The sequence below is a fragment of the Oceanithermus desulfurans genome (assembly GCF_014201675.1).
GTDB lineage: Bacteria > Deinococcota > Deinococci > Deinococcales > Marinithermaceae > Oceanithermus > Oceanithermus desulfurans.
This window is the reverse complement of the sequence record NZ_JACHEZ010000002.1, coordinates 342,200-365,239: the sequence shown is the minus strand read 5'-3', so window position 1 is coordinate 365,239 and position 23,040 is coordinate 342,200. Positions and strand designations below refer to the sequence as shown.

The window sequence follows — 23,040 nt, the reverse complement described above, 5'->3', positions numbered from 1 at the left end:
CGGGCCGCCACCCGGCCGCCGGCGGACTTGGGGCGGCGGGGCGGACCGCGGATTAAACTGAACCCGAACGGCCATGCGCGTGCTGCACGGAACCCGGCGTGCGCGGTTCGGGCTGGCCTGCGTGGCGGCGGCCCTGGTGCTCAACTACATCCTTCTGACGTCCGCGGGGCCGCTGGTGTCGCTGCCCGCCTGGCCGCTGGTGCGGCTCGCGCAGCAGCTCGAGCCCGCCGACCCCAACCTGGCCGCCACGCTCCACTACCTCGCGGCCACCTGGGGCCGGCTCGTCTGGCTGGTGGTGGGGCTGGGGTGGGCCGTCTGCGGCCTGCGGGCCCGCGACCTGGGGCTTCGCTGGGGCGGCTGGAAGGAGGCGCTACGGGCCACGCTGGCCCTGTGGGCCGCCAGCGAGGCAATCCTGGCCGCCGCCTCCGCATGGCGGGGCGGCCTGGAATGGAACCCGCTATTCCACCGGCTCTCCCCGGCGGCCGTGGCGGCCGGGGCGGTCTACTACGTTTTCGGAGTGGCCCTCTTCGAAGAAGCCTTCTACCGCGGCCTGCTGGTGCCGCAGTTCTTTCACTTCTTCCGCGCCCGCTTCCCCGGCCGCGCTCCGGCGCTGGCGGTACTCGTCTCGCAGCTCTTCTTCGCGCTCAGCCACCTGCCCCACTACTCGCTGCCCTTTCCCGTTCCGGTGGGGCTCGCCGTCCTCTGGTTCACCGGCGTCCTGCTGGCGCTCATGTGGCTGCGCACCGGCAACCTGCTGATGGCCGTCGGCTGGCACGGGCTCATGGACCTGCCCTACCACCTCACCGCCGCCCCCGCGGGCTGGCCCGAGGGGGTCACCTACCTGGTGGGTCTGCTGCTCCTGGCCGTCTGGCCGCGCGCCGCCGCATGGCGGGCACGCTAGCCGAAGCGGCGGTCCACCACCAGGCCGCCTTCGATCACTTCGGCGGCCTCGATCCGGTCCACGCGCAACCCGGTGGCGCGGCGCACCGCGTCCGCGAGCCCTTCGGGCACCGCGGCGGCCTTGACGCGCAGCACCAGCGCGTCGGTGCCGCCCTCCTTGGTCTCGACGACCACCTGGAAGCCGCGGGGGTCGAGGCCGAAGCCGGCCAGGATGGGCGCGAGCTCTGTGGGGTAGAGCTTCACGCCCTTGACCTTGACCATCGTGTCGGTGCGGCCAAAGACGCCGCGGGGCAGGCGCAGGCCCCCCTCGCTGCGCTCGGCGATGGCCAGGTCGCCGGTGCGGAAGCGGATCATCGGCATGAGGGTGCGCGAGAGCGCGGTGACCACCAGCTCGCCGCGCTCGCCGTCGGGTACAGGCTCGAGCGTCTGGGGGTCCAGCACCTCGAGCACGGCCATCTCGGGAATCTCCCACAGCCCGTCTTGGTCCATGGTCTCCGCCGCCACGATGCCCAGCTCGCTGGTGCCGTAGGCGTCGAGAGCGCGGCCGCCGATGGCCCGCTCGACCCGCTCGCGGTAGCCGGGCACCGAGGTGAAGGGCTCGCCCCCGGCGAGCAGCAGCTCGAAGCGCCCCCCCGCCTCGGCGATCTTGAGCGCGAAGCTGGGGTTGGAGACGAGCGCGTCGAAGCCGAACTTACCGGCGATCTCGGCGATGCGCGCCGCCTCGCCGGGCCCGTGGGGGAAGACCGTGGCCCCCGCGCGCACCAGCGCCTCGTGGAAGAGCCAGCCCCCGGCGAAGACGTGGTAGCTGAAGGCCACGATCACCCGCTTGCCGGCGAGGCCCAGCCGCCGGAAGTAGGCGCCCAGGGCCTCGGCCTGGGCCTCCAGGTCGCCGGCGGTCAGGTACTCGGGCATCCAGCCGAGGAGCGGGCTGGGGGTGAGGTGCACCAGCGCCGTGCCTTCCGGCGGCCGCGGGTGCTCCTTCAAGAAGGCCACCCAGTCGTCGCGGGTGACGGGCTCGACCTGGGCGAGGTCCGCGGGGGTGAAGGCGCCGGGGTCTGCGCCCGCCAGCCGCTCCGCGTAGAGGGGGTGGTCCTTGGCCGCAGCGATCACCGCTTGGAGACGTTCGGTCCGGTTCATGGCTTCCTCCTTGGTTAATAGGGTAACGGCCAGGTGCGCAGGTAGGCGCGGATCCGGCCCCACAGCCCCACCAGCCCCAGCGGCTCGAGGATCAAGAAGAGCAGGATCAGCCCCCCGAAGGCGACGTTGCGCCAGGCGGCCAGCGCTGCGGCGTACTCGGGCCCGAAGGCGCCCACCACGGCGTTCAGCAGCTCGGGGATGAGCATCACGAAGACGGCCCCCAGCACCGCGCCGAGCACCGTGCCCGCCCCGCCGACGATCACCATGGCCAGGTACTGCACCGAGATGCCGAAGAGGAAGTACTCGGGCGTCACCGAGCGGTAGAGGTTGGCGAGCAGGCCGCCGGCGATGCCGGCGTAGAAGGCCGAGAGCGCGAAGGCCGAGAGCTTGGCCAGCGTCAGGTTCACCCCCGCCACCTGGGCCGAGAGGTCGTTGTCGCGCACCGCGAACCAGGCGCGGCCGGCGCGCGTGGCCAGGAGCCGCTTGCCGTAGAAGAAGAGCGGCACCGCGAAGGCGAGGACCAGGTACCACAGCCGCTCGGCGCGGTCGAGCTCGAGCCCCAGCACCTCGGCCGGCGGCAGGTTGCGCCCGCGGATGCCGCCGGTGACCGGCTCCCAGTTGTTGAAGACCCACAGCGCCAGGAACTGGAAGGCCATGGTGGCGATGGCCAGGTAGACCCCCTTGATGCGCAGCGAGGGCAGCCCCAGCACCACCCCGATGGCCGCGGCCACGGCCCCGCCCAGCAGGATGCCCAAGGGCGCGAGCGGCCCCGCGAGGTGGCTGGCGGCGTAGGCGCCCACGCCCAGGAAGGCCGCCTGCCCCAGCGAGATCTGCCCCGCCCCGCCCACCAGCAGGTTGAGCCCCAGCGCCCCGACCGCGGCGATGGCCACCAGGGTGAGCACGTAGACCGGGTAGCCGGGCAGCAGCAGGGGCACGGCCAGCAGCGCCAGCAGCAGCAAGGCCACGCCCGCGCGCCCCAGCGGGGTGCTGGCGTAGGCCTCGTCGGCGGCGTAGCTCTCGCGCACCGCGCGGGCGAAGCGGCGGCTGTAGGCGTCGGTCAGCGTCTTGGCCAGCTCAAAGAACATCGGCGATCCTCACCTCCGCTTCCAGCACGTCCTCGCCGCCCTCGAAGCGGATGGGCAGCTCGAGCCGCACCCGCTCCGCGCCCCCGTAGAGGCCCTCGATGAGCGGCGCGTAGCGCACCTCGACGACGTTGCGCTTGACCTTGCGGGTGCGGGTGATCTCCTCGTCGTCGGGGTGCAGCTCCTTGGGCAGCACCGCGAAGCGCCGCGGACGCAGGGCCTCGGGCATCTGGGCGCTGGCCGCGGCGATCTCGCGCGCGATCAGCTCGTAGACCTCGTCGCGGCCGGCCAGGCTCGGGTAGGTGGTGAAGGGGATGCGCCGCCGCCGCGCCCAGTTCTGCACGTTTTCGGGGTCGATCTCGACGAGCAGGGCCACGAAGGGGCGGTCGTGGCCCAGCACCACCACCTCGCGGATGAAGGGCGAGTACTTGAGGCGGTTCTCGAGCAGCTGCGGCGCGAAGCGGGTTCCGTCCGCCAGGTGCCCCACCTCCTTGAGGCGGCCCAGCACGATCAGGTGGCCGCGCTCGTCGAAGGCGCCCGCGTCGCCGCTCTTGAACCAGCCGTCCGGGGTGAAGGTCTCGCGGGTCGCCTCCTCGTTCTTGTAGTAGCCCACGAAGACCTGGGGGCCCTTGACCAGGATCTCGCCCTCCTCGGAGATCTTCACCTCGGTGCCCGGCAGCGGCGGGCCCACCGTCTCGGGGGGGGCGTCGCCGGCGGGGTGGGCGCAGGTGGAGGCGGCCGTCTCCGACTGGCCGTAGACCTGGCGGATGTCCAGGCCAATGGCGCGGTAGAAGGTGAAGACCTCGGGGCCCAGCGGCGCGCCGCCGGTGATGGCCACGCGCGTGTCCGCGAGCCCCAGCCGGCCGCGCAGCGGCCGCGCCACCAGCGGGTAGGCCGCGGCCCGCGCCAGGTCGAGCCCCGGTCCCACGCGCTCGCCGCGGAAGCCGCGGCGGGCGCCCTCGAGGAGCGCGTCCAGCCCCCAGCGAAAGGTGCGCCGCTTAAGCCAGCCCGCCTCCTGGGCGCGGCTCTGCACGAAGGCGGCGGCGTCCTCCCACAGCCGCGGCGGGGCCAGGTAGAAGTCGGGCTGCACCTCCCTCAGGTCCTCGGCCAGCGTGGCCGGCTCCGAGGGAAAGTGCACCAAGAGCCCCAGCGCCAGCGTCTGCACCACGGTGAGCATCTGCTCGCCGATCCAGGCGAGCGGCAGGTACGAAAACAGCCACTCGTCCCCCCGCAGGCCGAGCACGTCGCGCAGCGCGTGGTGGCCCGCCATCAGGTTGGCGTGGCTGAGCATGGCCAGCTTGCTGCGGCCGGTGGTGCCCGAGGTGGGCGCGAGCAGGGCCACGGTTTCGGGCGTGAGCGCCGCCAGCCCCGCGCGCACCGCCTCGCGGCGGGCCCGGCCGGCCTCGGCCACCGCCGAGTAGGGGCGGACCTTGTCCGACCAGTAGCGGCTCATCCCCGCCTCCTCCCAGACGAGGACGAAGCGCAGCCGCTCCAGGTGGGGCAGCACCTTGTCGAGCTGTTCCTCGTCGGCCACCACCACCCCGACGGCCTCGGCGTACTCGAGGAACCAGCCCACCTCGTCGGCCATCGCGTCGGCGTAGAGGCCCAGCGGCAGCGCCCCCAGCGCCTGGGCCGCGAGCTCGGCGGTCACCCACTCGGGGGCGTTGCGCCCCAGCACCGCGAGCACGCCCCCGGCCCCGAGCCCCAGCGCCTCCAGGCCGCCGGCCAGGTCGAGCACCTCGTCCGCCCAGGCGCGCCAGCTGCGCGGCTGCCAGACGCCCAGCCGCTTGACCCGCAGCGCCGGGGCCTGCGGGCGCACCTCGGCCCAGCGGAAGAGGGGCTCGAGCAGCGTCCCCTTCACGCCTCCGCCCCCAGGTAGGCCTCGACGACGCGCGGGTTCTCGCGCGCCCCCGCGGGCTCGCCCTCGTAGAGCACCTCGCCGTACGAGAGCACCAGGACGCCGTCGGAGAGCTCCATCACCGCGCGCAGGTCGTGCTCGACCCAGACGAGGGTCACCCCCCACTCGCGGCGGGCGTCGAGCAGGTAGCGGGCCAGGTCCTGCTTCTCCTCGAGCGCCAGCCCCGCCATGGGCTCGTCGAGCAGCAGCAGCTTGGGCCGCCCCGCCAGCGCCCGCGCCACCTCCACGCGCTTCTGCAGCCCGTAGGGCAGCATCCCCGCGGGGACGTGGCGGTAGGGGGCGAGGTGCAGGTAGTCCATCACCTCTTCCGCCCAGGCGCGCGCCGCCTGCTCGCGGCGCGCCCGCGGCAAGAGCGCCGGGTAGCCGAAGCGCAGGTCGGCCCCCAGCTTGACGTTCTCGAGCGCGGTCATGCCGCGGAAGATCTCCAGGTTCTGGAAGGTGCGCCCCAGCCCCAGACGGGTGCGCGCCTGGGGGCTCTGGCCCTCGAGGGGGCGGCCGTCGAAGCGCACCCGGCCCCGCTGGGGCCGGTAGAGGCCCGAGAGGACGTTGAGCAGGCTCGTCTTGCCCGCGCCGTTGGGACCTATGATTGCGTAGAACGCGCCCGCGGGCACGCTAAAGCTCACGTCCGCGAGGGCGAGCACTCCCTTGAAGCGCAAGGTTACCTGTTCGACCGAGAGCAGCGGTTCCACCCTACCTCCTAGATCCAGCGCTTGCGCCGGCGGTAACGCTTGGCGCCCGTAAACCCGCCCGCGCCGGCGCCCAGGTAGAACTCCATCACGTCGGCGTCGCGCTCGGCCGCCTCGCGTTCCCCCTCGAAGACGACGCGGCCGTGCTCGAGCACGTAGACCCGGTTCGCCAGCTTCATGGCCGCGCGGGCGTTCTGCTCCACGAGCAGCAGCGCCATGCCTTTTTCGCGGTGCATCCGCGCCAGCACCTCGAACAGCTCCTCGACCAAGAGCGGCGCGAGCCCCAGCGAGGGCTCGTCGACGACGAGGACCCGCGGGTCGGTGATCAGCGCCATCCCCAGCACCAGCATCTGCTGCTCGCCGCCCGAGAGGTAGCCGCCCTGTTCGTGGCTGCGCTCGGCCAGGCGCGGGAACCAGTGGAAGACCTCGTCCATGCGCGCCGCCAGCTCGCCGGCGGGCAGGCGGTGCCCGGCGGCGCGCAGGTTCTCGCGCACGGTCAGGTAGCGGAAGATGGGCCGCCCTTCGAGGACCGCGGTCAGCCCCTGGCGGTGCACCGCCAGCGCCCCGGCGGTGGTGACGTCGCGGCCGCCCAGCTCGATGCGGCCGTCGCTGACGCGCCCCTCGTAGCTGCCGAGCAGCCCCGCCAGCGCCCGCACCAGCGTGCTCTTGCCGGCGCCGTTGGGGCCCAGCACGGCCACGGCCTCGCCCTTTGCGAGCTCGAGCGAGACCCCGTCGAGGGCCAGGATGACGCCGCGGTAGAGGGCCTTGAGGTTCTCGACCTTCAGCACGTCACACCCGTTCGATGTCGCGCCGCCCGAAGAGGCCGTAGGGCCTCACCAGGACGACGATCAGGACGATGACGAAGGGGATGGCCTCGCTGATGCCGGGCAGGTAGGCCTCGAGGTAGCCCTTGGACATGGCCTCGGCCACGCCCACGATCAGGCCCGCCACCAGCGCGCCCCCCACGGACTCGAGCCCGCCCAGGATGGTGACCGGGAAGACCATCAACCCCAGCTGCACCAGGTGCGGCCCCACCCCCGAAAGCCCCGCCAGCAGCGCTCCGCCCACCGCGGCCAGCGCCGCCGAGAGGCCCCAGACCGCGGTGACGATGCGCGGCGCCGGGATTCCCATGGCCAGCGCCGCCACCTCGCTCTCGCTGACCGCGCGGATGAGCACCCCCCAGCGGCTCTTCTGCAGGAAGTAGATCAGCCCCAGGGCCACCGGCAGGCTGATGGCCAGGCTCCAGAAGGCGCGCGGCGGCAGGATCAGCTCGCCGAAGGTGAGCAGCACCGGCGGCAGGCTGCCCGAGAGGTACTTCTGGTCGGGCCCCCAGACGAGCTGGGCCGCGCCGTCCAGGGTGAGGGCGAGGCCGATCGTCGCCATGATCACGGCGACGACCGAGCGGCCGATCAAAGGCCGCACGAAGGCGCGCTCCACCCCCACGCCCACCAGGAAGGCGACGGGCAGCGCCCCCAGCATGGCCAGCGGCAGCGGCAGGAAGTGGGCCAGCGTGAAGGTGACGTACCCCCCGACCAACAGGAACTCGCCGATCGCGAAGTTGACCACCGAGGTGGCGCGGTAGACGAGCACGAAGCCCATGCTCATGAGCGCGTAGAGCGCCCCGGTCGCCACCCCGGTGAGCAGCAGCTGCCAGAAGAACGTCACGCCAGTTCGAGCCAGTCGGTCAGCGGTTCGTAGATGCCCTTGCCCGCGTTGGCGCGGTAGAGCCGGGTGTAGGGCAGCCGGTGGTTGACGAAGCGCATCGAGTGGATCAGCCCCATGGCGTCGTAGTCCCACATCTTGCCCAGCGCCTTGGTGATCCCGGGCCGGGTCAGCTCGCCGGCGGCGGCGGCGCGGCGCATGGCCTCGCCCACGGCCACGCCCACGAAGAAGGCGCCCATGTAGAAGGTGGTCAGGTAGCCGGGCTCCTTGCCCTTCGACGCCCGCAGCTTGTAGATCTCCTGCACCGCGGGGGTGTTCTTGTCGTAGGAGTAGGCGTTGTGGTAGGTGGCGATGAAGCCGTCGGCGGCGGGGCCGGCGCGCTTCATGAGGATAACCTCGGAGGAGTAGTAGGTGCCCATGAAGGTGGCGTTCAGGCCGTACTCGCGCGCGGTCTTGACGAGCAGCGGCTCGGCGGTGAGCACGTAGCCCTGGGTGAGGACGAAGTCGGGCTTGGCCTGGCGCAGCTTGAGGACGGTGGGCGTGGCGTCCGAGAGCACCAGCGGCGTGACCTCCTCGGCCACGACGGGCAGGCCCAGCTGCTCGGCGCGCTGCTTCACGTAGGGGATGGGGTCGCGCCCGAACTCGCTGTTCGAATGCACCAGGGCGATGCGCGCGCCGGGCTTCTTCTCGTGGATGTAGCGCAGCAGCGCCTCCATCATGTCGGAGTAGGTGGGCCCGAAGACCCAGATCCCCGGGTACTTCTCGGGGTCGGCGAGCTCGCTCGAGTAGGAGGTGGCCGAGTAGGGCACCCCGATGCGGGCGATCTCGGGGGCCAGCGCCTTGGAAAGCCCGGTGGAGTCGCCGTAGACGAAGAGCAGCTCGTCGGGGCTCTCCTTGCCGATCACCCGGTTGAAGGCCGCCGTGCCCTTGGCGACGTCGTAGCCGGTGTCCTCGACGATCAGCTCGAGCTTGCGCCCGCCGACGCCGCCCATCACCTCGTTGACGTAGTCGGTGGCGTCGCGGAAGGCGTCGAGCGCGGCGTTGCCCGCGAAGGCGAAGGGGCCCGTGAGCGGCAGCAGCGCCGCCAGCTTGACCGGGCGCGCCTGCGCCCGGGCGAACCAGGGCACGCCAAAAGCGGCCGCGGTTCCGATACCGGTTTGGAGCAGTTGCCTACGTGTGATCTTCATGCATCCCTCCCGTCCCTGCTTGTGGTTTGGGTCCCAGTTTATACCAAACCTCCACCTGCTCCACAAGACCCGCTCCTTGAGCCGGTTTCTGCCCAAGCTAGGGAAAAGCGTAGCGCCGGGGTATGCAACCCGCCGGCCGGGGATCTGCGGCCTGCGGACCGCGGCCCGCGGCCCGCCCCTCTCAGCTGCGATTCATTTGCAACAAGTCTGGCCGCGCGGCCAAAGCCGATGCGCTTCGGCCGTTTCGACTTCGTAAAGCTATACGTTTATCCACACGCTGCATATTTCAGGTTTTTACGATGGGTATCGGGGTTTTCCGGATCTCCACATTTATATTCACAGGTTATCCACAGCCCCGGCGCACCCGCTGTAGAAAAGCCCGCAGCCGCGCCTCGTCCTTCACCCCGGGCGCCGACTCCACGCCGCTCGAGACGTCGACCGCGTAGGGGCAGAGCCGCGCGAAGAGCTCGGGCAGCCGCTCCGGCGAAAGCCCCCCCGCCACGATCAGGCGCGGGTGGTCCGCCAGGGGCTCGAGCCAGCCCCAGTCGTAGGCCTCGCCGCTGCCGGGGCGGGGCCCGTCCGCCAGCAGCGCGTCGGCCGGGTACGTCAGCAGCGCGGGATCGGGCGGCCCCGAAAGCCGCACCGCCTTGATCACCGGCAGGTGGCGCCGCAGCGCCTCGGCCCACTCGGGCGGCTCGCGGCCGTGCAGCTGCACCGCGCCGAGCCGCGCCGTCCGCGCCACCGCCAGCACCTCGTCGGGGGGCGCGTCCACGAAGACCCCCACCCGCATCACGAAGGGGCCCAGCCGCGCCCCGATGGCCGCCGCCTGCTCGGGCGTGACGCGCCGCTTGGAGGGCGCGAAAACGAACCCCACCGCCCAGGCCCCCAGCCGCTCGGCGGCGAGGGCGTCTTCCGCGCGGGTGAGGCCGCACACCTTGGCGCGCACCGGCTCCATAGGCCCAGCCTAATGCATTAAACCGGGCTTAACCGCTCCCACATCGCCCCCGTGCGCGCCGCGCGCTATCCTAAGGGCATGGTCGGCCTTCTGCTCACCGCCGTGCTCGCCCTGGCCCCGCTGCCGGGCCTGCCGGCGCTGCCCGACGGCACCGAGGTGCGCATCGTCTCGCCGAACCTGCGCACCGTCTACCTGTTCTGGCGGATCGAGCAGGGGGCGCTGCGGCTGAAGGCGCGCCCGATCCGCCCCCCGGAGAACGCCAGCGTCCGCCTGATCGTCAAGACCCGGCGCAGCCTGCACATCTACGAGGGCCGCGTCCGCGGCGACGACATCTTCCTGCTGCTCGACACCGGCATCGTCAGCCTGCGCGAAACCTTCGTACGGGTCTACCACCTGCGCACCTCCAAGGCGCTGGACTTTTGGAGGGAAAGGAGGGAGGGTGAACCCCCAACACCCCGAACCCGCCCCCGAAGACCCTAAACGCATCCTCATCATCGAGGACGACCCCGAGATCGCCCGCCTGCTCCAGGCCGAACTGGGCGAGGCCGGCTACCGGGTGGAGTGGGCGCCCGGGGGCATGCAGGGCCTCGTCAAGCTGCGCGAGGACCCGCCTCACCTGATCGTTCTCGACCTGGGGCTGCCCGACCTCGACGGCTCCGAGATTGCCCGCCGCGCCAAGCAGCACGGCGACGTGCCGATCATCGTGCTCACGGCCACCGACGCGGTGGAGCGCAAGGTGCAGCTGCTGCTCGGCGGCGCCGACGACTACCTGACCAAACCCTTCCACCCCGCCGAGCTGCTGGCGCGCATCCAGGTGCAGCTGCGCCGCGGCGAGGGCGGCGAGGTGCGGCGCGTCGGCGAGCTGGAGATCGAGGTCGAGTCGCGCCGGGTACGCGCCGGCGGCCGCGAGGTGGCCCTCTCGCCCAAGGAGTTCGCGCTGCTCGAGCTGCTCTCCAGCCGCCCCGGCCGCGTCTTCAGCCGCGACGAGATCGCCCGCCACATCTGGGGCAAGCCGCTGGAGACCGAGTCGAACGTCGTGGACGTGCACGTCGCCAACCTGCGCGCCAAGCTGCGCGAGGCCGGGGCCTACGGCTACCTGCGCACCGTACGCGGCGTCGGCTACGCGTTGCGCAAGCCGGCTTCGTAGCAGAATACGGTTGTGCGTTACACCACCCGGCTCACCCTGGTCTTCGGGCTGATCTGGGCGCTGATGCTGGCGCTCAGCCTGCTCGGCATCTACGGCGCCCTGCGCGCGGGGCTGGAGGGGCGCATCGTTCGCCAGCTGCTCGACGACGCCGGCGCCCTGGCCGAGCTGTACAACTCGGGGACGACCGGCCAGGTGCGGCCCACCGGGGGAACCGCGGTCGCCCTCTACGACGGCTCGGGTCTGCCTTTCCTGCTCGACGAGCCCCAGCACCGCATCCCCGCGGAGGTGCTCACTCAGGCCGACGAGGGACCGCAGCTCTACCGCGGGCCGGGCTTCGTAGCCGCCTACGTGGCCACGAGCATCGGGGTGCTCGCGGTCTCGCAGGACCTGGGCTTCATCGACCGGCTGCTTGAACAGGTGGCCCAGGTCGCGGTGCTCATCTTTCTGCTCACGCTGCCGCTGGGCTGGCTGTTGGTGCGCGTGGGGGTGGGCTGGGCCAACCGGCCGCTGGTGCGGGCGGCCGAGGAGGTGGCCCGGCGCAAGGGGGCGGACCTCTCGCCCATCCCCTACGACGGACCCACCGACGAGCTGGGGCGGATCGTCGCCCGCTTCAACGACCTGCTCGCCGAGCTGCGCGACGCCCGTGAACGGGAGCGGGTCTTCCTGGCCGAGGTGAGCCACGAGCTGCGCACCCCGCTCACGGTGCTCGCCGGCTACCTCGAGCGCCTGCGCAAACACCCCGGCGACGACGAGGCGCTGGCCGGGGCCGAGCGCACCGCCCGCCACCTCACCCGCCTCGTGGGCGACCTGCTGGCCCTCGCCCGCGGCGAGGCCGAGCGCACGGTCAACCCCCACATCGTCGACCTCGCCGAGCTGGCCCGCGGCGTGGTGGCCGGCTTCCCCGGGGTGGGCCTGGAGGTGCGGGCCGCCCCCGAGGTGCTGGGCGACCCCGACCGCCTGATCCAGCTCCTGCGCAACCTGGTGGCCAACGCGGCGCGGGCCGCCGGGCGGGCGGAGGGGGTGCGGGTGGTGGTCGGCGCGGACGGCGATACGGCCTGGGTGGAGGTGCACGACGACGGGCCCGGCATCGATCCCGAGGTGCTGCCCCACCTCTTCGAGCGCTTCGCCCGCGGCCCCGAGGGGGGCACCGGCCTGGGCCTGGCCATCGCCAAGCAGATCGCCGAGGCCCACGAGGGGCGCATCACCGTGCGCTCCCAGCCGGGGCGGACGGTCTTCCGGGTGGAGCTTCCGGGGCTGGAGGGGGAAGGTTAGGGAGCCCGCCCTACCCGCCAGTCGCCGATCACGGGCTCTTTGAGGAGAAGCCGATAATGCATCGCTGCTGGGCCGACTTGCTATATAACATATAACGTGATACGCTATATGCCATACCAGCGAGGTGCCGAAGCGTGCGGTTTGCTCATCGGGGGACGCAGGACATTTTCGACGGGAACGACACCAAGGCCGCAAGGAGTACGCTCCCTCGAGAGCTTTGGGAACGCGCCCGGCGCAAACTCGACATGTTGAACGCAGCCGTCAGCCTGGACGATTTGCGAATCCCTCCGGCCAACCGTCTGGAAAAACTCAAAGGCCACCTGGCCGGGTACCACAGCATCCGCATCAACGACCAGTACCGCATCGTCTTCAGGTGGGACGAAGGCAAAGGAGCCAGCGAGGTGAGGATTACCGACTACCACTGACCAGGTGGCTAGGGCCGGGAAGGCCGCACCCGAGAAGGGCGGGCCACCCCCCAGCGAAAGGACCGGATCGAATCATGAGGCTACCCAAACACCGCACCCCAACCCACCCCGGGGAAGTGCTGCTTAAGGAGTTCCTGGAGCCCTACGGGCTCACGCAGAAGGAGCTGGCCCGGCGCATCGGCGTCTCCTACCCCCGCGTCAACGAGTTGATCCACGGCAAGCGCGGCGTGACGCCCGACACCGCCCTGCGGCTTGCCCGGCTCTTCGGCACCTCGCCCGAGTTCTGGCTGAACCTTCAGCAGGCGTACGATCTCTATCTGGTCGGGCAAAGCGCGAATCACGAAGACATCAAGCCCCTGCGCCAGGGCGTCACCTGAACGCCCGGCTGCGGCCGGTGGGGTGCGGGAATTTCCCACCCCCTGCTCCCCACCTCCGGCAACCCGCTTTCCTACGACCACTCCGGCTCGCCGCGGAAGAGCTCTTCGGGCGCTTCGGCCAGCACCCGGTCGCGGCCCGCCTCGATCAGCTCGATCACCTGGGGCGGGCAGCTGGCCACGCAGCCGCCGCAGCCGGTGCAGGCGGCCACCTCCAGCTCGAGCACGTATTCCTCTCCCTCGCGAACGCGCTTGACGGCCCCGGTGGGGCAGACGTTGGCGCAGACGGGGCAGAGGGTGCAGCCTTCGAGCACCTGGATGGCCGGCCAGCGCACCTGCCCCTGGCTGCGGGCCGTCGCCATCTTGCGCAGCCGCAGCTCGGCGGGCAGGTCGTGGTCCTCGTCGAGGCCCAGCTGCTCCGGTGGCTCGGGCAACACCTCGGCGGCCATGCGCTTGGTGCCGCCCATAAGCTGTTCGAAGAGCTCGCGCCGGCCCACGATCGCCCCAGGCAGGGCCTCGGTCGTCAGGCGCACCTCGAGCTCCGGGTAGTAGCGCCGCGCCTCCTCGATGACCTGCTCGAGCGCCTCGGGCACCGTGGGCCCGCCGATCTTGCAGTTCGCGCAGTCGCCCCGGGCCAGGGTGAGCGGACCGTGGCGGCTGGCCGCCTCGGCGATCAGGCCCGGGGTGAGCCGGCCCAAACACAGCACCTCCTGGCCGTGGCCTTGGGCCTTCGAGCACTTGAGCTGACCGCGGCCCTTGTCGAGCGCCTCCTGCACGGGCCCCAGCGGAAACTCGAGCGCCACCCCGGGGCAGACCTGGGTGCACAGCCCGCAGCCGGTGCAGCGGGTGTCGTCGATCTGGACGGTGAAGTGGGAGAGGTCCACGGCCTCGTGGGGGCAGGCCTGCTGGCACAGGTCGCAGCCCCCCACCGCGTACTTCTCGACCAGGCAGCGGCTGCCGGTGTAGCGGGGCGTGGGGTCGGTGAGCTTGAGGAACGCCCCGAGCAGGTTGTCGAAGAAGCCCACGCCCGCCTCCCCTAGCCGCGCCGCGTCTTGGCGGGCTCGAGCAGGTCGCGCACCGCGTCCAGAAAGGCGTCGAACTGCGCAAAGTCCATCTGCTGGTTGTTGTCGGACATGGCCACCTTGGGGTTGGGGTGCACCTCCACGTGCACCGCGTCCACCCCCGCGGCCAGCGCCGCCCGCGCCAGAGGGGCCAGCAGGTCGATGCGGCCGGCGGCGTGGGTCACGTCGACGACGACGGGCAGGTGGGTGAGCTGCTTGGCCAGCACCGCCCCCGAGAGGTCCAGGGTGTTGCGGGTCCACTTCTCGTAGGTGCGGATGCCGCGCTCGACCAGGATGACCTGGTCGTTGCCCTGGCTGAGCACGTACTCGGCGGCGTAGAACCATTCCTCTACGGTGGCGCTGAGGCCGCGCTTGAGCAGCACCGGCTGGCCCGAGCGGCCCACCTCGCGCAGCAGCGCGAAGTTCTGCATGTTGCGCGCGCCCACCTGGAGGATGTCGGCGTACTCGGAAACCACCTCGACGTCGCGGGTGTCCATCACCTCGGTCACGAAGGCCATGCCGTGGCGGTCGGCCGCCGCCCGTCCCAGCTTCAACCCCTCGACCCCCAGGCCCTGGAAGGCGTAGGGGCTGGTCCGCGGCTTGTACGCCCCGCCGCGCAGCACCTTGACGCCGCGCGAGGCCAGGAACTCGGCGGTGCGCTGCATCTGCTCTTCCGACTCGATGGCGCAGGGGCCGGCGATCAAGAGCGGCCCGTCCCCGAAGACGGCCTGGCGCACCTTCACCCGGGTGTCCTCGGGCCGGGTCTCGCGCGAGAAGAGGAACTTTTGCTTGTCCTCCTGCTCCTCAAGCGCCAGCGTGGCCTTGAAGATCTCCTTGAACAGCTTCTTGACCGTGCCGTCGGGGAAGGGGCCGGGGTTCTCGGCCGCCAGGTAGGCGAGCATCTCCTCCTCGCGCGCCGGGTCGTAGTGGCCCAGACCGCGCTCGGTCTGGATGCGCCCGATCTCGGAGGCGATGCGGGCCCGCTCCGAGAGCAGGGTGAGCAGTTCGCGGTTGATGCGGTCGATCTCCCGCCGCAGTTCGAGGATGCGCGGTTCCATTCGCCTATCCTAACGCTATTCGGCGTCGGCGTCGGCGCGGGTGCGGCCGCGCCCGGCGGCGCGCGAGACCCAGATGGAGACCTCGTACAGCAGCAGCAGGGGCACCGAAAGCAGCGCCAGGTTGAAGGGGTCGGCCGTGGGCGTGATGATCGCGGCCAGGGTGACGATCACCACGATGGCGATGCGGCGGTTGCGCGCCAAAAAGCGCCAGTCGAGCATGCCCAGCTTGGTGAAGAGGAAGCTGAGCACGGGCAGCTCGAACATCAGCCCCACCACCGTCAGGTACATCAGGATCTGGCTCATGTACTTGTCGATGGTGAGCAGCGGGATCACCTGGTCGCTGAGGAAGCCCAGCAGGAAGGGCACCGCGAAGGGGAGCAGCACGTAGTAGGAGAAGACGACCCCGACGGCGAAGGAAAAGCCGGCCCCCAGAATGAAGGGCACGGCCAGCCGCCGCTCGTGGGGGTAGAGGCCGGGGGCGATGAAGGCCCAGAGCTGGTAGACGATGAAGGGCAGCGCGATCACCAGGCCGCCGAACGCGGCGATCTTGAGCGAGACGATGAAGCCTTCGGTGATCGTCTGCTGGTAGAGGTTGGCCTCGATGCCGCGCACCTGGGTGGCCACGTCGAGGGGCCGCTTGAGGATCTTGAGCAGGTCGACGCGGAAGTACCAGGCCACGCCCATACCCACGAACCAGGCCAAGAGCGCCCGGATGATGCGGGCACGCAGCTCTTCCAGGTGCTCGACGAGGGGGGCTTCCTGCACGCTAGACTAGGCGTCCCCGGCGGGCTTCTTTTCGGCCTCGGGCGCGGCGGAGGGCTGGGGCGCCGGCTTTTCGGGTTCGAGATCCACCGCTTGCTCGAACTCCTGCTTGATCTCGCTGGCGCCCTTCTTGAACTCGCGGATTGACTGCCCCAACCCGCGGGCCAGCTCCGGCAGCTTCTTGGGGCCGAATAGGATGAGCACGATGACCAGGATGATGAGGATTTCAGGCATTCCGAGGTTCATGTCGTCTCCCCTTCCATTCTAGTACCGTCCTTCTGAGAATTGGATGCGCGTGCCTTGCGCTCGGCCCAGCCCTCGAGGTTGCGCTGGCGGGCGCGGGCGATGCCGAGGGCGCCTGCGGGTACGTCCTGGTTGATGGCGCTGCCGGCGGCCACGGTGGCCTCGGCGCCGATGCGCACCGGAGCGATGAGGACCGAGTTGGAGCCGATGAAGGCGCGCGGGCCGATGATCGTGGGGTGCTTCTTCACGCCGTCGTAGTTGGCGGTAATGGTTCCCGCGCCCACGTTGGTGCCCGCGCCCACCTCGGCGTCGCCCAGGTAGGCCAGGTGCCCGGCCTTGACCCCCGGGCCCAGGCGGCTCTTCTTGACCTCGACGAAGTTGCCCACGAAGGCGTTCGCCTCGAGCACCGCCCCCGGCCGCAGCCGCGCGAAGGGCCCGGCCACCGCGCCGGCGGCCAGGCGGGCGCCCTCGAGCACGCTGTGGGGGCGCACCTCGGCGCCGGGGGCGAGCTCGCTGTCGCTAACGATGCTAAACGCACCTACGGACGCGCCCTCGCCCACGCGGGTCGCCCCCTTCAGCATCACCCCGGGCTCGAGCGTCACGTCGGGGGCGAGCTCCACGGTGGGCTCGAGGTAGATCGTCTCGGGCATCACCATCCGCACCCCCTCCCGCATCCAGTGCGTGCGCAGCCGCTCCAGCAGCACCCGCTCCACCGCGGCCAGCTGCGCCCGGTCGTTCACGGCCAGCAGCTCGGTCGGGTCACTGGCCTTGAAAGCCCGCACCTCGAGGCCGTGCTTCTGGTAGACGCCGATCAGGTCGGGCAGGTAGTACTCGCCCGCGGCGTTGTCGCGGCCGATCTCGTTCAGGTAGTCCCAGACGTGCGCGTCGAAGGCGTACACCCCGGCGTTCACCTCGCGCACCGCCCGTTCCTCGGGGGTGGCGTCCTTGTACTCCACCACCCGGTCCACCCGCCCCGCGGCGTCGCGGATCACCCGGCCGTACCGGGCGGGGTCGTCGGGCTCGAAGGTCAGCATGGCCATGCCGCCGCCCGTGGGCACGGCCTGGGCCAGTCCGGCAAGGGTGCCGGCCGAGATGAGGGGCGCGTCGCCCATGGTGACGACGACCGGCCCCTCCCAGTCCGAAAGCGCCCCCTGGGCGCTGGCCAGGGCGTGGGCGGTGCCCAGCTGCTCGGCCTGCAGCGCGGTGCGCACCCCCAGGGGCTCGAGCACGTCCCGCACCGCCTCGGCTCCGTGGCCGACCACCACGACGACCCGTTCGGCCCCGGCCTGCTGCGCCGCCCGCGCGGCGTACTCCACCAGCGGCCGGCCCAAGAGCGGGTGCAGCACCTTGGGCAGGGCCGACTTCATGCGCGTGCCCTTGCCCGCCGCGAGCACGACGACGGCGAAGCTCACGCCGCGGCCTCCTCCCCGCTCCGGCCCATGCGGTAGAGCATGTAGACCGCCAGCACGATCAGGGGAATCGAGACGAGCTGGGTCGCCGTGAAGAACCCGATCCCCGCCTTCTCGTTGAGATAGACCGGCCACCACAGCGGGTTGAGCCGGAAGGGCTCCTCGACGAGGCTGCGCAGCACGCTGTACCAGAGCACGAAGTTCCAGAACGCCCAGCCCGCGGGCCGCTTCTGCCGCCACCAGTAGAAGACCAGGCCCAGCAGCACCAGCCCGATCACGGCCCCGTAGATCTGGGTCAGGTGCACGGGGCCGCGCACCACCTCGCCGCTGCAGAACCCCCAGGCCAGCTGCCCGGTGCTCGTGCAGATGCCCGGGAAGCCGGTGGCCCAGGCGGGCCAGGTGTAGCCGACGGCCCAGTCGGTGAGCCGGCCCACGGTGTCGGAGCCGTTCATCAGGTTGCCGATGCGGCCGCCGATGATGCCCAGGGCCACGCCCGGAAGCGCCGCGTCGAGGTAGACGTAGGGCGGCACCCCGTTCTTGCGGGCGAAATAGACCATGGGGATCAGGCCTCCCAGGATCCCGCCGTGGAAGGCCAGCCCGCCCTGCCAGATGTAGAGGGCGCTGATCGGGTTGGCCGCGAAGTAGCCCCAGCTGGTCAGCACGTAGACGAGCCGAGCCCCGATCACCCCGGCGATCACCGCCCAGAAGACGGCTTCCTCGAACTTTTCGGGGTCGTACCCCTTGGCGGCCACGTAGCGCCGCGCCAGGTAGTAACCGACGAAGATGGCCGCGGTGATCAGAAAACCGTACCAGCGCACGGTCAGCGGCCCGATCTCGATCATGATGGGATCCATACCCTACCCCCTCCCCAGCGCCCGCGCCAGGTCCTCTTCGCTGAACGCGCCCTCCACGAGCACGACGCCCTGCCGGAGCACGGCGGGCAGCTGCCGCCCCTCGGCCAGCTCGGGGCGCTCGTCGACGTCGATGCGCTCGTAGGGCAGGCCCATCGCCCACAGGTAGCGTTCCTGCTGATCGCAGGCCAGGCAGTTCTTCTTGGCTAAGTAGATGTACAAGGGCGTCCCTCCGATTCCCTAGAATATCCTCTGGATCACCAGCCAGCCCATGGCCAGGTGCACCAGCAGCTTGGCCAGCACCCCGCCGAGCACCCCCAGCAGGCTGCCCCAGGCGGCGCGCAGCGCTTCCCGTCCGGCCTTACCGGCGATCAGCTCGGCGACCAGCGCCCCCAGGAAGGGCCCCACCAGTATCCCCAGCGGACCCAGCACGACCGCGCCCACGAGCGCCCCGATCACCGCGCCCCAAACCCCCGCGCGCCCGGCGCCGTAACGCTTGGCCCCCAGGGCCCCGGCCACGTTGTCGAGCGTCATCGCCAAGAGCCCCAGGCCGATCAGCCAGGCCCAGTCGGCGCGCGAGAGTTCGCTGAACCCCACCAGCGCCTCGTGCAAGAGCGCCGCGGCCCAGATGAGCAGGGTGGCCGGCACCATGGGCACGAAGGTGAGCACCAGCGCGGCCACCCAAAGCAGCACGAACAACACGTCGGCGGTGAGGTTCATCCTTTCCATAGTAGCGGCGGGGAATGAGAAACTTCGCCTGCGCGGGGGCGTCGCGGGTGGGTCCGGGGTCGGGCGGCTCGGAGGGGGTGTAGGCTGGGGGTGAACCGCTGACCCGCGGGTCACGCTATGGACCGCAACGAAGCCCGCCTTACCCCGATCGACGTTTCCGCCCTGCTTACCCTGTACTTCGTCTGGGGCGGAGCCTACCTGGCCAACAAGCTGGCCATCGCCACCATCGATCCCTTCATCATGCTGGCCATCCGGCTGGGGGCCAGCGGCCTGCTGCTCTTCGTGCTGCTTCGCCTGCTCGGCTGGACGCTGCCGAAGGGCCGGGAGGTGCTGGGGTCGTGGCTGATCGGCCAGCTGCTGCTCGTGGGCGGCATGGGCGCGGTCGTCTACGCGCAGCAGTGGGTGAGCTCGAGCCTGGCCGCGGTCATCGTCTCGACGATGCCGTTGTGGAACGCCTTCTTCGCCAACTTCCTCGGCCGCAAGACCCGCAGCGTGGAGTGGGCGGGCATGCTCCTGGGCCTGGCCGGGGTGTACCTGCTCGCCGGTGAACCCGACCTGAAGCTCGACCCGAAGGCGCTCCTCGTCTTCGTCGGTCCGGTCAGCTGGGCCTTCGGCTCGGCGATCAGCACGCGCGTCCCCCAGGCGCCGGGGCTGATGTCGAGCGCGGTGCACATGATGGGCGCGGGCCTCAGCTTCACCGTGATCGCGCTCCTGGCCGGGGCGCGCTGGCACGAACCCAGCACCACCTCGCTGCTGGCGCTGGGCTACCTGGTCCTGCTGGCGGGGGTGGTGGGCTACAGCGCCTACCTGCACCTGCTGGCCCGGCCGCTGCGGCCGGCTTTGGTCACCAGCTTCGCCTACGTCAACCCCCTCGTCGCCCTGGCGCTGGGCATCGGCTTCGCCGGCGAGCGGCTCACCCAGGCGGGCCTCGCCGGCGTGGGCCTGATCGTGCTGGGGGTGGGGCTGGCGGTGAGCAGAAGGGGCTAGCCTTCGGGTCAAGAAGCGCGCTGCTCGAGCCGGCATACCCCCCAGCGAAGCGTGCTAAACTAAGTGAGATAAATACATACGGGAACTTCGTAGACCAAACCTAATGGGGAGGGATCCATGACGGCTATTTTGACCAGGAGGAGGTTCGTTCAGCTGTCGGTGGCGTCCGTCGCGCTTTTTTCGGCCGGCGGCCGCGCGGCGACGTGGTTTGCCCCCAGCCTGACCTATCCGTCGATCAAGGTGGGCAACGTCGCCAAGATCGAGGTGGGAAAGCCTGCGTACTTCAACTACCCCGACAACCGCTCGCAGGCCGTTCTCGTCAAGCTCGGCAGGGAGGCTCTGGGCGGTGTGGGCAAGGACCGCGACCTCGTGGCCTTTTCCGCGTCCTGCACCCACATGGGCTGCGGCGTCCAGTACAAGGACGGCCGGTTCGTCTGCCCGTGCCACCAGTCCATGTTCGACCCGGCCAAGAACGGCCAGGTCTACCAGGGACTGGCGAGCGAGTGGCTTCCGCAAATCCCCTTGAGGGTCGAACCCAACGGCGACGTCGTCGCCACCGCCGTCGAGGGGCTCATCTGGGGTCGGGTTAAGAACGTTTAGGAGGCGGTCGTGGCTTTGTTCGAACGCAGGGATCATCTTCCCCTTCCGCCCAAGGGGGCCAAGACCTACAACACCGTGTGCCAGTACTGCAACGTGGGCTGCGGATACAAGGTTTACGTTTGGCCCGTGGGCGAAGAGGGGGGGCCGGAGAAGGATCAAAACGCCTTCGGGGCCGACTTTACCAACCCCCAGCCGCCGCTGGTGGGGCTCAACTACACCGAGACCATGCATTCGGTCGTTCAGGGCAGGGACGGGCGCGAGTACCACGTGGCCATCGTTCCTGCGCAGGATTCGCCCATCAACCGCGGGGACTACTCCATTCGCGGGGGCACCAACGCCCTCACCACCTTCAGCCCCACGCGGGGGACGCAAGACCGCCTCCGCTACCCGCTACTGCGCCTGGGCGACCAGTTCCAGGCCGTGACCTGGCAGGAGGCGCTCACTCTGATGGGGCGGGTCATCAAAGGAATCCGCGACCGTGACGGCAACGACGACAACCTCACGGTCAAGTGTTACGACCACGGCGGTTCGGGTCAGGGCTTCGAGGACAACTACGGAGCCGGTAAGCTGTTCTTCGACGCGCTGTCCATCCGGCACATCGCTATTCACAACCGCCCCGCCTACAACTCCGAGGTCTGGGGCAGCCGCGAGCGCGGCGTTCACGAGCTGAATTACGACGTTTCCGACGCGCGGCTGGCCGACACCGTGGTGCTCTGGGGGGCCAACCCCTACGAAACCGCCACCGTCTTCTACGTGGAGCACATCCTTCCCAACCTCAAGGGGGCCACGCTGGGGGAGAAGAAAGCGGCCTTCGCGAACGGCGAACCCGCCGAACCCGGTTACCTGATCGTGATCGACCCGCGCAAAACCAGCTCCCTCACCGCGGCGGAGGTGTACGCAAAGGACCGGGTGCTCCATCTGGCCCCGCGGCTGGGAACCGACTACATCCTGGCCAACGCCATGGCGCGCGTCGTCTGGGAGCGCGGCTACTACGATCCGGACTACCTGAAGGCGCGCACCGACCTGACGCTCTTCGAGGACTACAAGAAGAAGAGTCTCAAGCTGGGCACGCCCTACGACGCTTTCATGGACGAGGCCGAAACGATCACCGGCGTACCTCGCGCGCAGATCGAGCAGGCCGCCGAGTGGATGGCCAAGCCCAAGGGCGGCGGGCAAAAACGGCGCACCCTGACGATCTACGAAAAGGGCATCATCTGGAACATGAAGAACTACGACCAGGTCGCCGCGGTCGTCCAGCTGGCGGTGCTCACCCACAACATCGGCCGCCCCGGAACGGGCTGCGGCCGTCAGGGCGGGCACCAGGAGGGCTACGTGCGGCCGCCCGCCCCCACCCCGGGGTCGATCTTCAACGGGGGACCGCCGGTCAACGTGGACAAGCTCCTCACTTCGGGCAAGGGGAAGTTCTACTGGGTGATCGCCACCGACCCCTACCTTTCCACCCCGAACAGCCAGTTCTTCCGCAAGCGCATCCACGAGCGCACCCAAAAGTTGACCGAGGCCCTGGGCCGGGCCGGAGAACCGGGCACCGTCCAGGCGTGGGCGGACAAGATCTTGCAGGCGCTCTACGAAGATCCCGACGCGCTATTCATGGTGGTCCAGGACATCTACATGACCGACACCGCCAGGGACGCGCACCTGATCCTGCCTGCAGCCGCCTGGGGCGAAGCCAACGACACCTCCATCAACTGCAACAGCCGCCTCCTGCGCCTCTACGAGAAGTTCACCGACCCCCCCGGGGAAGCCAAGCCCGACTGGGAGATCTTCAAGTGGGTGGGGATGCGGCTGGCCGAACTCTACCGCGCCGACGGTCGCCGCGAAGAAGCCGCCAAGTTCGAGTTCGGCAAGGACTGGAAAACGGACGAGGACGTCTTCCTCGCCGGCTCCCAAGAGTTCAAGGACAACGCCGTGAGCGAGGCCGACGAGGCCACCCTCGAGGCCGAAAACTACAAAGGCGTCACCTACGGCTTTCTCAAGGAGGTCGGCCAGCAGGGTATTCGCACCCCCGTGCGCAAGGACCCCGCAACCGGGAAGCTGGTGGGGACGCTGCGTCGCTACACCCACCGCTTCGGCAGCTCGGACGGAAAATTCAAGTGGTACGGCACCGACGACTGGGAAGGCTACCCGCCCGAGGTGGACAAGTACCTGAAGGGCGATGCGCCTGAGCGCTATCCCTTCTGGGTCACCACCGGCCGGGCGCAAACCATCTGGCAAACGGCCTACCACGACCGCAACCTGCCGGAAAAAACGCTGGCGCTTCCCCTGCCCTACGTCGAAGTCAACCCCGAGGACGCGCGGCGCCTGGGGCTCGCCGGCGGCGACCTGGTCGAGGTGTACAACGAGGAAGGCAACGGCACGTTCATGGTCTACGTTACCGACGCCGTTCAGCCGGGGATGCTCTTCCTGGTGATGTACCATTGGCGCGGAACCAGCAACTCGCTGACCTCGGGCTACACCGACCCCAAGACGACGATCCCCTGGTACAAAGGAACCCGGGCGGCCCTGCGTAAGGTCGCGGGAGCGCTGCCCAGCCTTCACCAGACCGCCAGCACCCTGCAGCAAAACCGCTTCGAGTAA

25 protein-coding genes are annotated in these 23,040 nt (G+C 70.3%); 9 read left to right on the top strand and 16 right to left on the bottom strand.

All coding sequences use genetic code 11. The annotated features are described in order from the left end of the window. Positions 1-73: 73 nt before the first annotated feature. A complete protein-coding gene (locus HNQ05_RS04145; protein WP_147147119.1) occupies positions 74-901 on the top strand; it encodes a CPBP family intramembrane glutamic endopeptidase in 828 nt (275 codons plus the stop codon). Here HNQ05_RS04145 and HNQ05_RS04140 read toward each other — a convergent pair. The 8 genes from HNQ05_RS04140 to HNQ05_RS04105 all read right to left on the bottom strand — a co-directional run bounded on the left by HNQ05_RS04140 (position 898) and on the right by HNQ05_RS04105 (position 9,527). Continuing rightward, positions 898-2,037 (bottom strand): phenylacetate--CoA ligase family protein, encoded by a 1,140-nt coding sequence (locus HNQ05_RS04140; RefSeq protein WP_147147121.1) that lies wholly within the window; start codon positions 2,035-2,037, stop codon positions 898-900. The two genes, HNQ05_RS04145 and HNQ05_RS04140, sit on opposite strands and share 4 nt — an antisense overlap. A 14-nt stretch (positions 2,038-2,051) precedes the next feature. After that, positions 2,052-3,122 (bottom strand): branched-chain amino acid ABC transporter permease, encoded by a 1,071-nt coding sequence (locus HNQ05_RS04135; RefSeq protein ID WP_147147123.1) that lies wholly within the window; start codon positions 3,120-3,122, stop codon positions 2,052-2,054. Next, positions 3,112-4,980, bottom strand: a complete 1,869-nt coding sequence (locus HNQ05_RS04130) for an AMP-binding protein (protein WP_147147124.1) — start codon at positions 4,978-4,980, stop codon at positions 3,112-3,114. Before HNQ05_RS04130 ends, HNQ05_RS04135 begins: the two co-directional genes overlap by 11 nt. Further along, positions 4,977-5,726: an ABC transporter ATP-binding protein gene (locus tag HNQ05_RS04125; protein WP_147147126.1), complete on the bottom strand. Its 750-nt coding sequence runs from the start codon at positions 5,724-5,726 to the stop codon at positions 4,977-4,979. Before HNQ05_RS04125 ends, HNQ05_RS04130 begins: the two co-directional genes overlap by 4 nt. 8 nt (positions 5,727-5,734) lie before the next feature. Continuing rightward, positions 5,735-6,511: an ABC transporter ATP-binding protein gene (locus HNQ05_RS04120; protein ID WP_147147128.1), complete on the bottom strand. Its 777-nt coding sequence runs from the start codon at positions 6,509-6,511 to the stop codon at positions 5,735-5,737. Between the two features lies 1 nt (position 6,512). After that, positions 6,513-7,328 (bottom strand): branched-chain amino acid ABC transporter permease, encoded by an 816-nt coding sequence (locus HNQ05_RS04115; protein WP_246104115.1) that lies wholly within the window; start codon positions 7,326-7,328, stop codon positions 6,513-6,515. A 56-nt stretch (positions 7,329-7,384) separates the two neighbouring features. After that, entirely contained in the window at positions 7,385-8,566 is a 1,182-nt protein-coding gene (locus HNQ05_RS04110) for an ABC transporter substrate-binding protein (RefSeq protein WP_183677607.1), read from the bottom strand. Between the two features lie 349 nt (positions 8,567-8,915). Continuing rightward, the gene (locus HNQ05_RS04105) at positions 8,916-9,527 is read right to left on the bottom strand and encodes a phosphoribosylanthranilate isomerase (RefSeq protein ID WP_147147135.1); all 612 of its coding nucleotides are present in this window, start codon (positions 9,525-9,527) and stop codon (positions 8,916-8,918) included. Positions 9,528-9,605: 78 nt separating this feature from the next. Between HNQ05_RS04105 and HNQ05_RS04100 the strand changes: the two genes are divergently transcribed. The 5 genes from HNQ05_RS04100 to HNQ05_RS04080 all read left to right on the top strand — a co-directional run bounded on the left by HNQ05_RS04100 (position 9,606) and on the right by HNQ05_RS04080 (position 12,748). Further along, positions 9,606-10,007: a hypothetical protein gene (locus HNQ05_RS04100; RefSeq protein WP_147147136.1), complete on the top strand. Its 402-nt coding sequence runs from the start codon at positions 9,606-9,608 to the stop codon at positions 10,005-10,007. Beyond that, entirely contained in the window at positions 9,967-10,674 is a 708-nt protein-coding gene (locus tag HNQ05_RS04095; protein ID WP_147147138.1) for a response regulator transcription factor, read from the top strand. Before HNQ05_RS04100 ends, HNQ05_RS04095 begins: the two co-directional genes overlap by 41 nt. A gap of 12 nt (positions 10,675-10,686) precedes the next feature. Beyond that, on the top strand, positions 10,687-11,946 hold the full coding sequence (locus HNQ05_RS04090) for a sensor histidine kinase (protein ID WP_147147141.1): 1,260 nt from the start codon (positions 10,687-10,689) through the stop codon (positions 11,944-11,946). Positions 11,947-12,080: 134 nt separating this feature from the next. Beyond that, complete coding sequence (locus HNQ05_RS04085; RefSeq protein ID WP_147147143.1) at positions 12,081-12,371, top strand: type II toxin-antitoxin system RelE/ParE family toxin; 291 nt, start codon at positions 12,081-12,083, stop codon at positions 12,369-12,371. 74 nt (positions 12,372-12,445) lie between these two features. Continuing rightward, positions 12,446-12,748, top strand: a complete 303-nt coding sequence (locus HNQ05_RS04080; protein ID WP_183677604.1) for a HigA family addiction module antitoxin — start codon at positions 12,446-12,448, stop codon at positions 12,746-12,748. Positions 12,749-12,819: 71 nt separating this feature from the next. Here the strand turns inward: HNQ05_RS04080 and HNQ05_RS04075 are convergent, their stop codons facing one another. The 8 genes from HNQ05_RS04075 to HNQ05_RS04040 are packed head-to-tail and all read right to left on the bottom strand — an operon-like array spanning position 12,820 to position 18,849. After that, positions 12,820-13,770: a 4Fe-4S dicluster domain-containing protein gene (locus HNQ05_RS04075; RefSeq protein WP_147147145.1), complete on the bottom strand. Its 951-nt coding sequence runs from the start codon at positions 13,768-13,770 to the stop codon at positions 12,820-12,822. A gap of 11 nt (positions 13,771-13,781) precedes the next feature. Next, positions 13,782-14,864 carry a bifunctional 3-deoxy-7-phosphoheptulonate synthase/chorismate mutase gene (locus tag HNQ05_RS04070; protein WP_147147147.1) on the bottom strand — a complete coding sequence of 361 codons (1,083 nt, stop codon included), beginning with the start codon at positions 14,862-14,864 and terminating at the stop codon, positions 13,782-13,784. A 15-nt stretch (positions 14,865-14,879) separates the two neighbouring features. Then, positions 14,880-15,629: a twin-arginine translocase subunit TatC gene (gene tatC, locus HNQ05_RS04065; protein ID WP_147147149.1), complete on the bottom strand. Its 750-nt coding sequence runs from the start codon at positions 15,627-15,629 to the stop codon at positions 14,880-14,882. Between the two features lie 6 nt (positions 15,630-15,635). Further along, positions 15,636-15,872, bottom strand: a complete 237-nt coding sequence (locus HNQ05_RS04060; protein ID WP_147147151.1) for a Sec-independent protein translocase subunit TatA/TatB — start codon at positions 15,870-15,872, stop codon at positions 15,636-15,638. Beyond that, complete coding sequence (glmU, locus tag HNQ05_RS04055) at positions 15,869-17,281, bottom strand: bifunctional UDP-N-acetylglucosamine diphosphorylase/glucosamine-1-phosphate N-acetyltransferase GlmU (protein WP_147147153.1); 1,413 nt, start codon at positions 17,279-17,281, stop codon at positions 15,869-15,871. The genes HNQ05_RS04060 and glmU overlap by 4 nt, the downstream gene beginning before the upstream one ends. Then, entirely contained in the window at positions 17,278-18,132 is an 855-nt protein-coding gene (gene lgt / locus HNQ05_RS04050) for a prolipoprotein diacylglyceryl transferase (protein ID WP_147147155.1), read from the bottom strand. Before lgt ends, glmU begins: the two co-directional genes overlap by 4 nt. Positions 18,133-18,135: 3 nt before the next feature. Continuing rightward, positions 18,136-18,351: a glutaredoxin family protein gene (locus HNQ05_RS04045; RefSeq protein WP_147147157.1), complete on the bottom strand. Its 216-nt coding sequence runs from the start codon at positions 18,349-18,351 to the stop codon at positions 18,136-18,138. A gap of 18 nt (positions 18,352-18,369) precedes the next feature. After that, complete coding sequence (locus HNQ05_RS04040) at positions 18,370-18,849, bottom strand: DUF456 domain-containing protein (protein WP_147147159.1); 480 nt, start codon at positions 18,847-18,849, stop codon at positions 18,370-18,372. Between the two features lie 126 nt (positions 18,850-18,975). Between HNQ05_RS04040 and HNQ05_RS04035 the strand changes: the two genes are divergently transcribed. The 3 genes from HNQ05_RS04035 (at position 18,976) to HNQ05_RS04025 (ending at position 23,040) form a co-directional block, all read left to right on the top strand. Beyond that, entirely contained in the window at positions 18,976-19,845 is an 870-nt protein-coding gene (locus HNQ05_RS04035) for an EamA family transporter (RefSeq protein ID WP_147147161.1), read from the top strand. A gap of 117 nt (positions 19,846-19,962) precedes the next feature. Continuing rightward, the gene (locus tag HNQ05_RS04030; RefSeq protein WP_147147163.1) at positions 19,963-20,445 is read left to right on the top strand and encodes an arsenate reductase (azurin) small subunit; all 483 of its coding nucleotides are present in this window, start codon (positions 19,963-19,965) and stop codon (positions 20,443-20,445) included. 9 nt (positions 20,446-20,454) lie between these two features. Then, positions 20,455-23,040 carry an arsenate reductase (azurin) large subunit gene (locus tag HNQ05_RS04025; protein ID WP_147147165.1) on the top strand — a complete coding sequence of 862 codons (2,586 nt, stop codon included), beginning with the start codon at positions 20,455-20,457 and terminating at the stop codon, positions 23,038-23,040.

Coding starts and splice junctions, on each gene's coding strand:
- lgt (WP_147147155.1), bottom strand. CDS start 18,132: ATGGATCCCATCATGATCGAGATCGGGCCGCTGACCGTGCGCTGGTAC.
- HNQ05_RS04140 (WP_147147121.1), bottom strand. CDS start 2,037: ATGAACCGGACCGAACGTCTCCAAGCGGTGATCGCTGCGGCCAAGGAC.
- HNQ05_RS04080 (WP_183677604.1), top strand. CDS start 12,446: ATGAGGCTACCCAAACACCGCACCCCAACCCACCCCGGGGAAGTGCTG.
- HNQ05_RS04105 (WP_147147135.1), bottom strand. CDS start 9,527: ATGGAGCCGGTGCGCGCCAAGGTGTGCGGCCTCACCCGCGCGGAAGAC.
- HNQ05_RS04135 (WP_147147123.1), bottom strand. CDS start 3,122: ATGTTCTTTGAGCTGGCCAAGACGCTGACCGACGCCTACAGCCGCCGC.
- HNQ05_RS04060 (WP_147147151.1), bottom strand. CDS start 15,872: ATGAACCTCGGAATGCCTGAAATCCTCATCATCCTGGTCATCGTGCTC.
- HNQ05_RS04100 (WP_147147136.1), top strand. CDS start 9,606: ATGGTCGGCCTTCTGCTCACCGCCGTGCTCGCCCTGGCCCCGCTGCCG.
- HNQ05_RS04115 (WP_246104115.1), bottom strand. CDS start 7,328: ATGAGCATGGGCTTCGTGCTCGTCTACCGCGCCACCTCGGTGGTCAAC.
- HNQ05_RS04040 (WP_147147159.1), bottom strand. CDS start 18,849: ATGAACCTCACCGCCGACGTGTTGTTCGTGCTGCTTTGGGTGGCCGCG.
- HNQ05_RS04145 (WP_147147119.1), top strand. CDS start 74: ATGCGCGTGCTGCACGGAACCCGGCGTGCGCGGTTCGGGCTGGCCTGC.
- HNQ05_RS04070 (WP_147147147.1), bottom strand. CDS start 14,864: ATGGAACCGCGCATCCTCGAACTGCGGCGGGAGATCGACCGCATCAAC.
- HNQ05_RS04035 (WP_147147161.1), top strand. CDS start 18,976: ATGGACCGCAACGAAGCCCGCCTTACCCCGATCGACGTTTCCGCCCTG.
- HNQ05_RS04030 (WP_147147163.1), top strand. CDS start 19,963: ATGACGGCTATTTTGACCAGGAGGAGGTTCGTTCAGCTGTCGGTGGCG.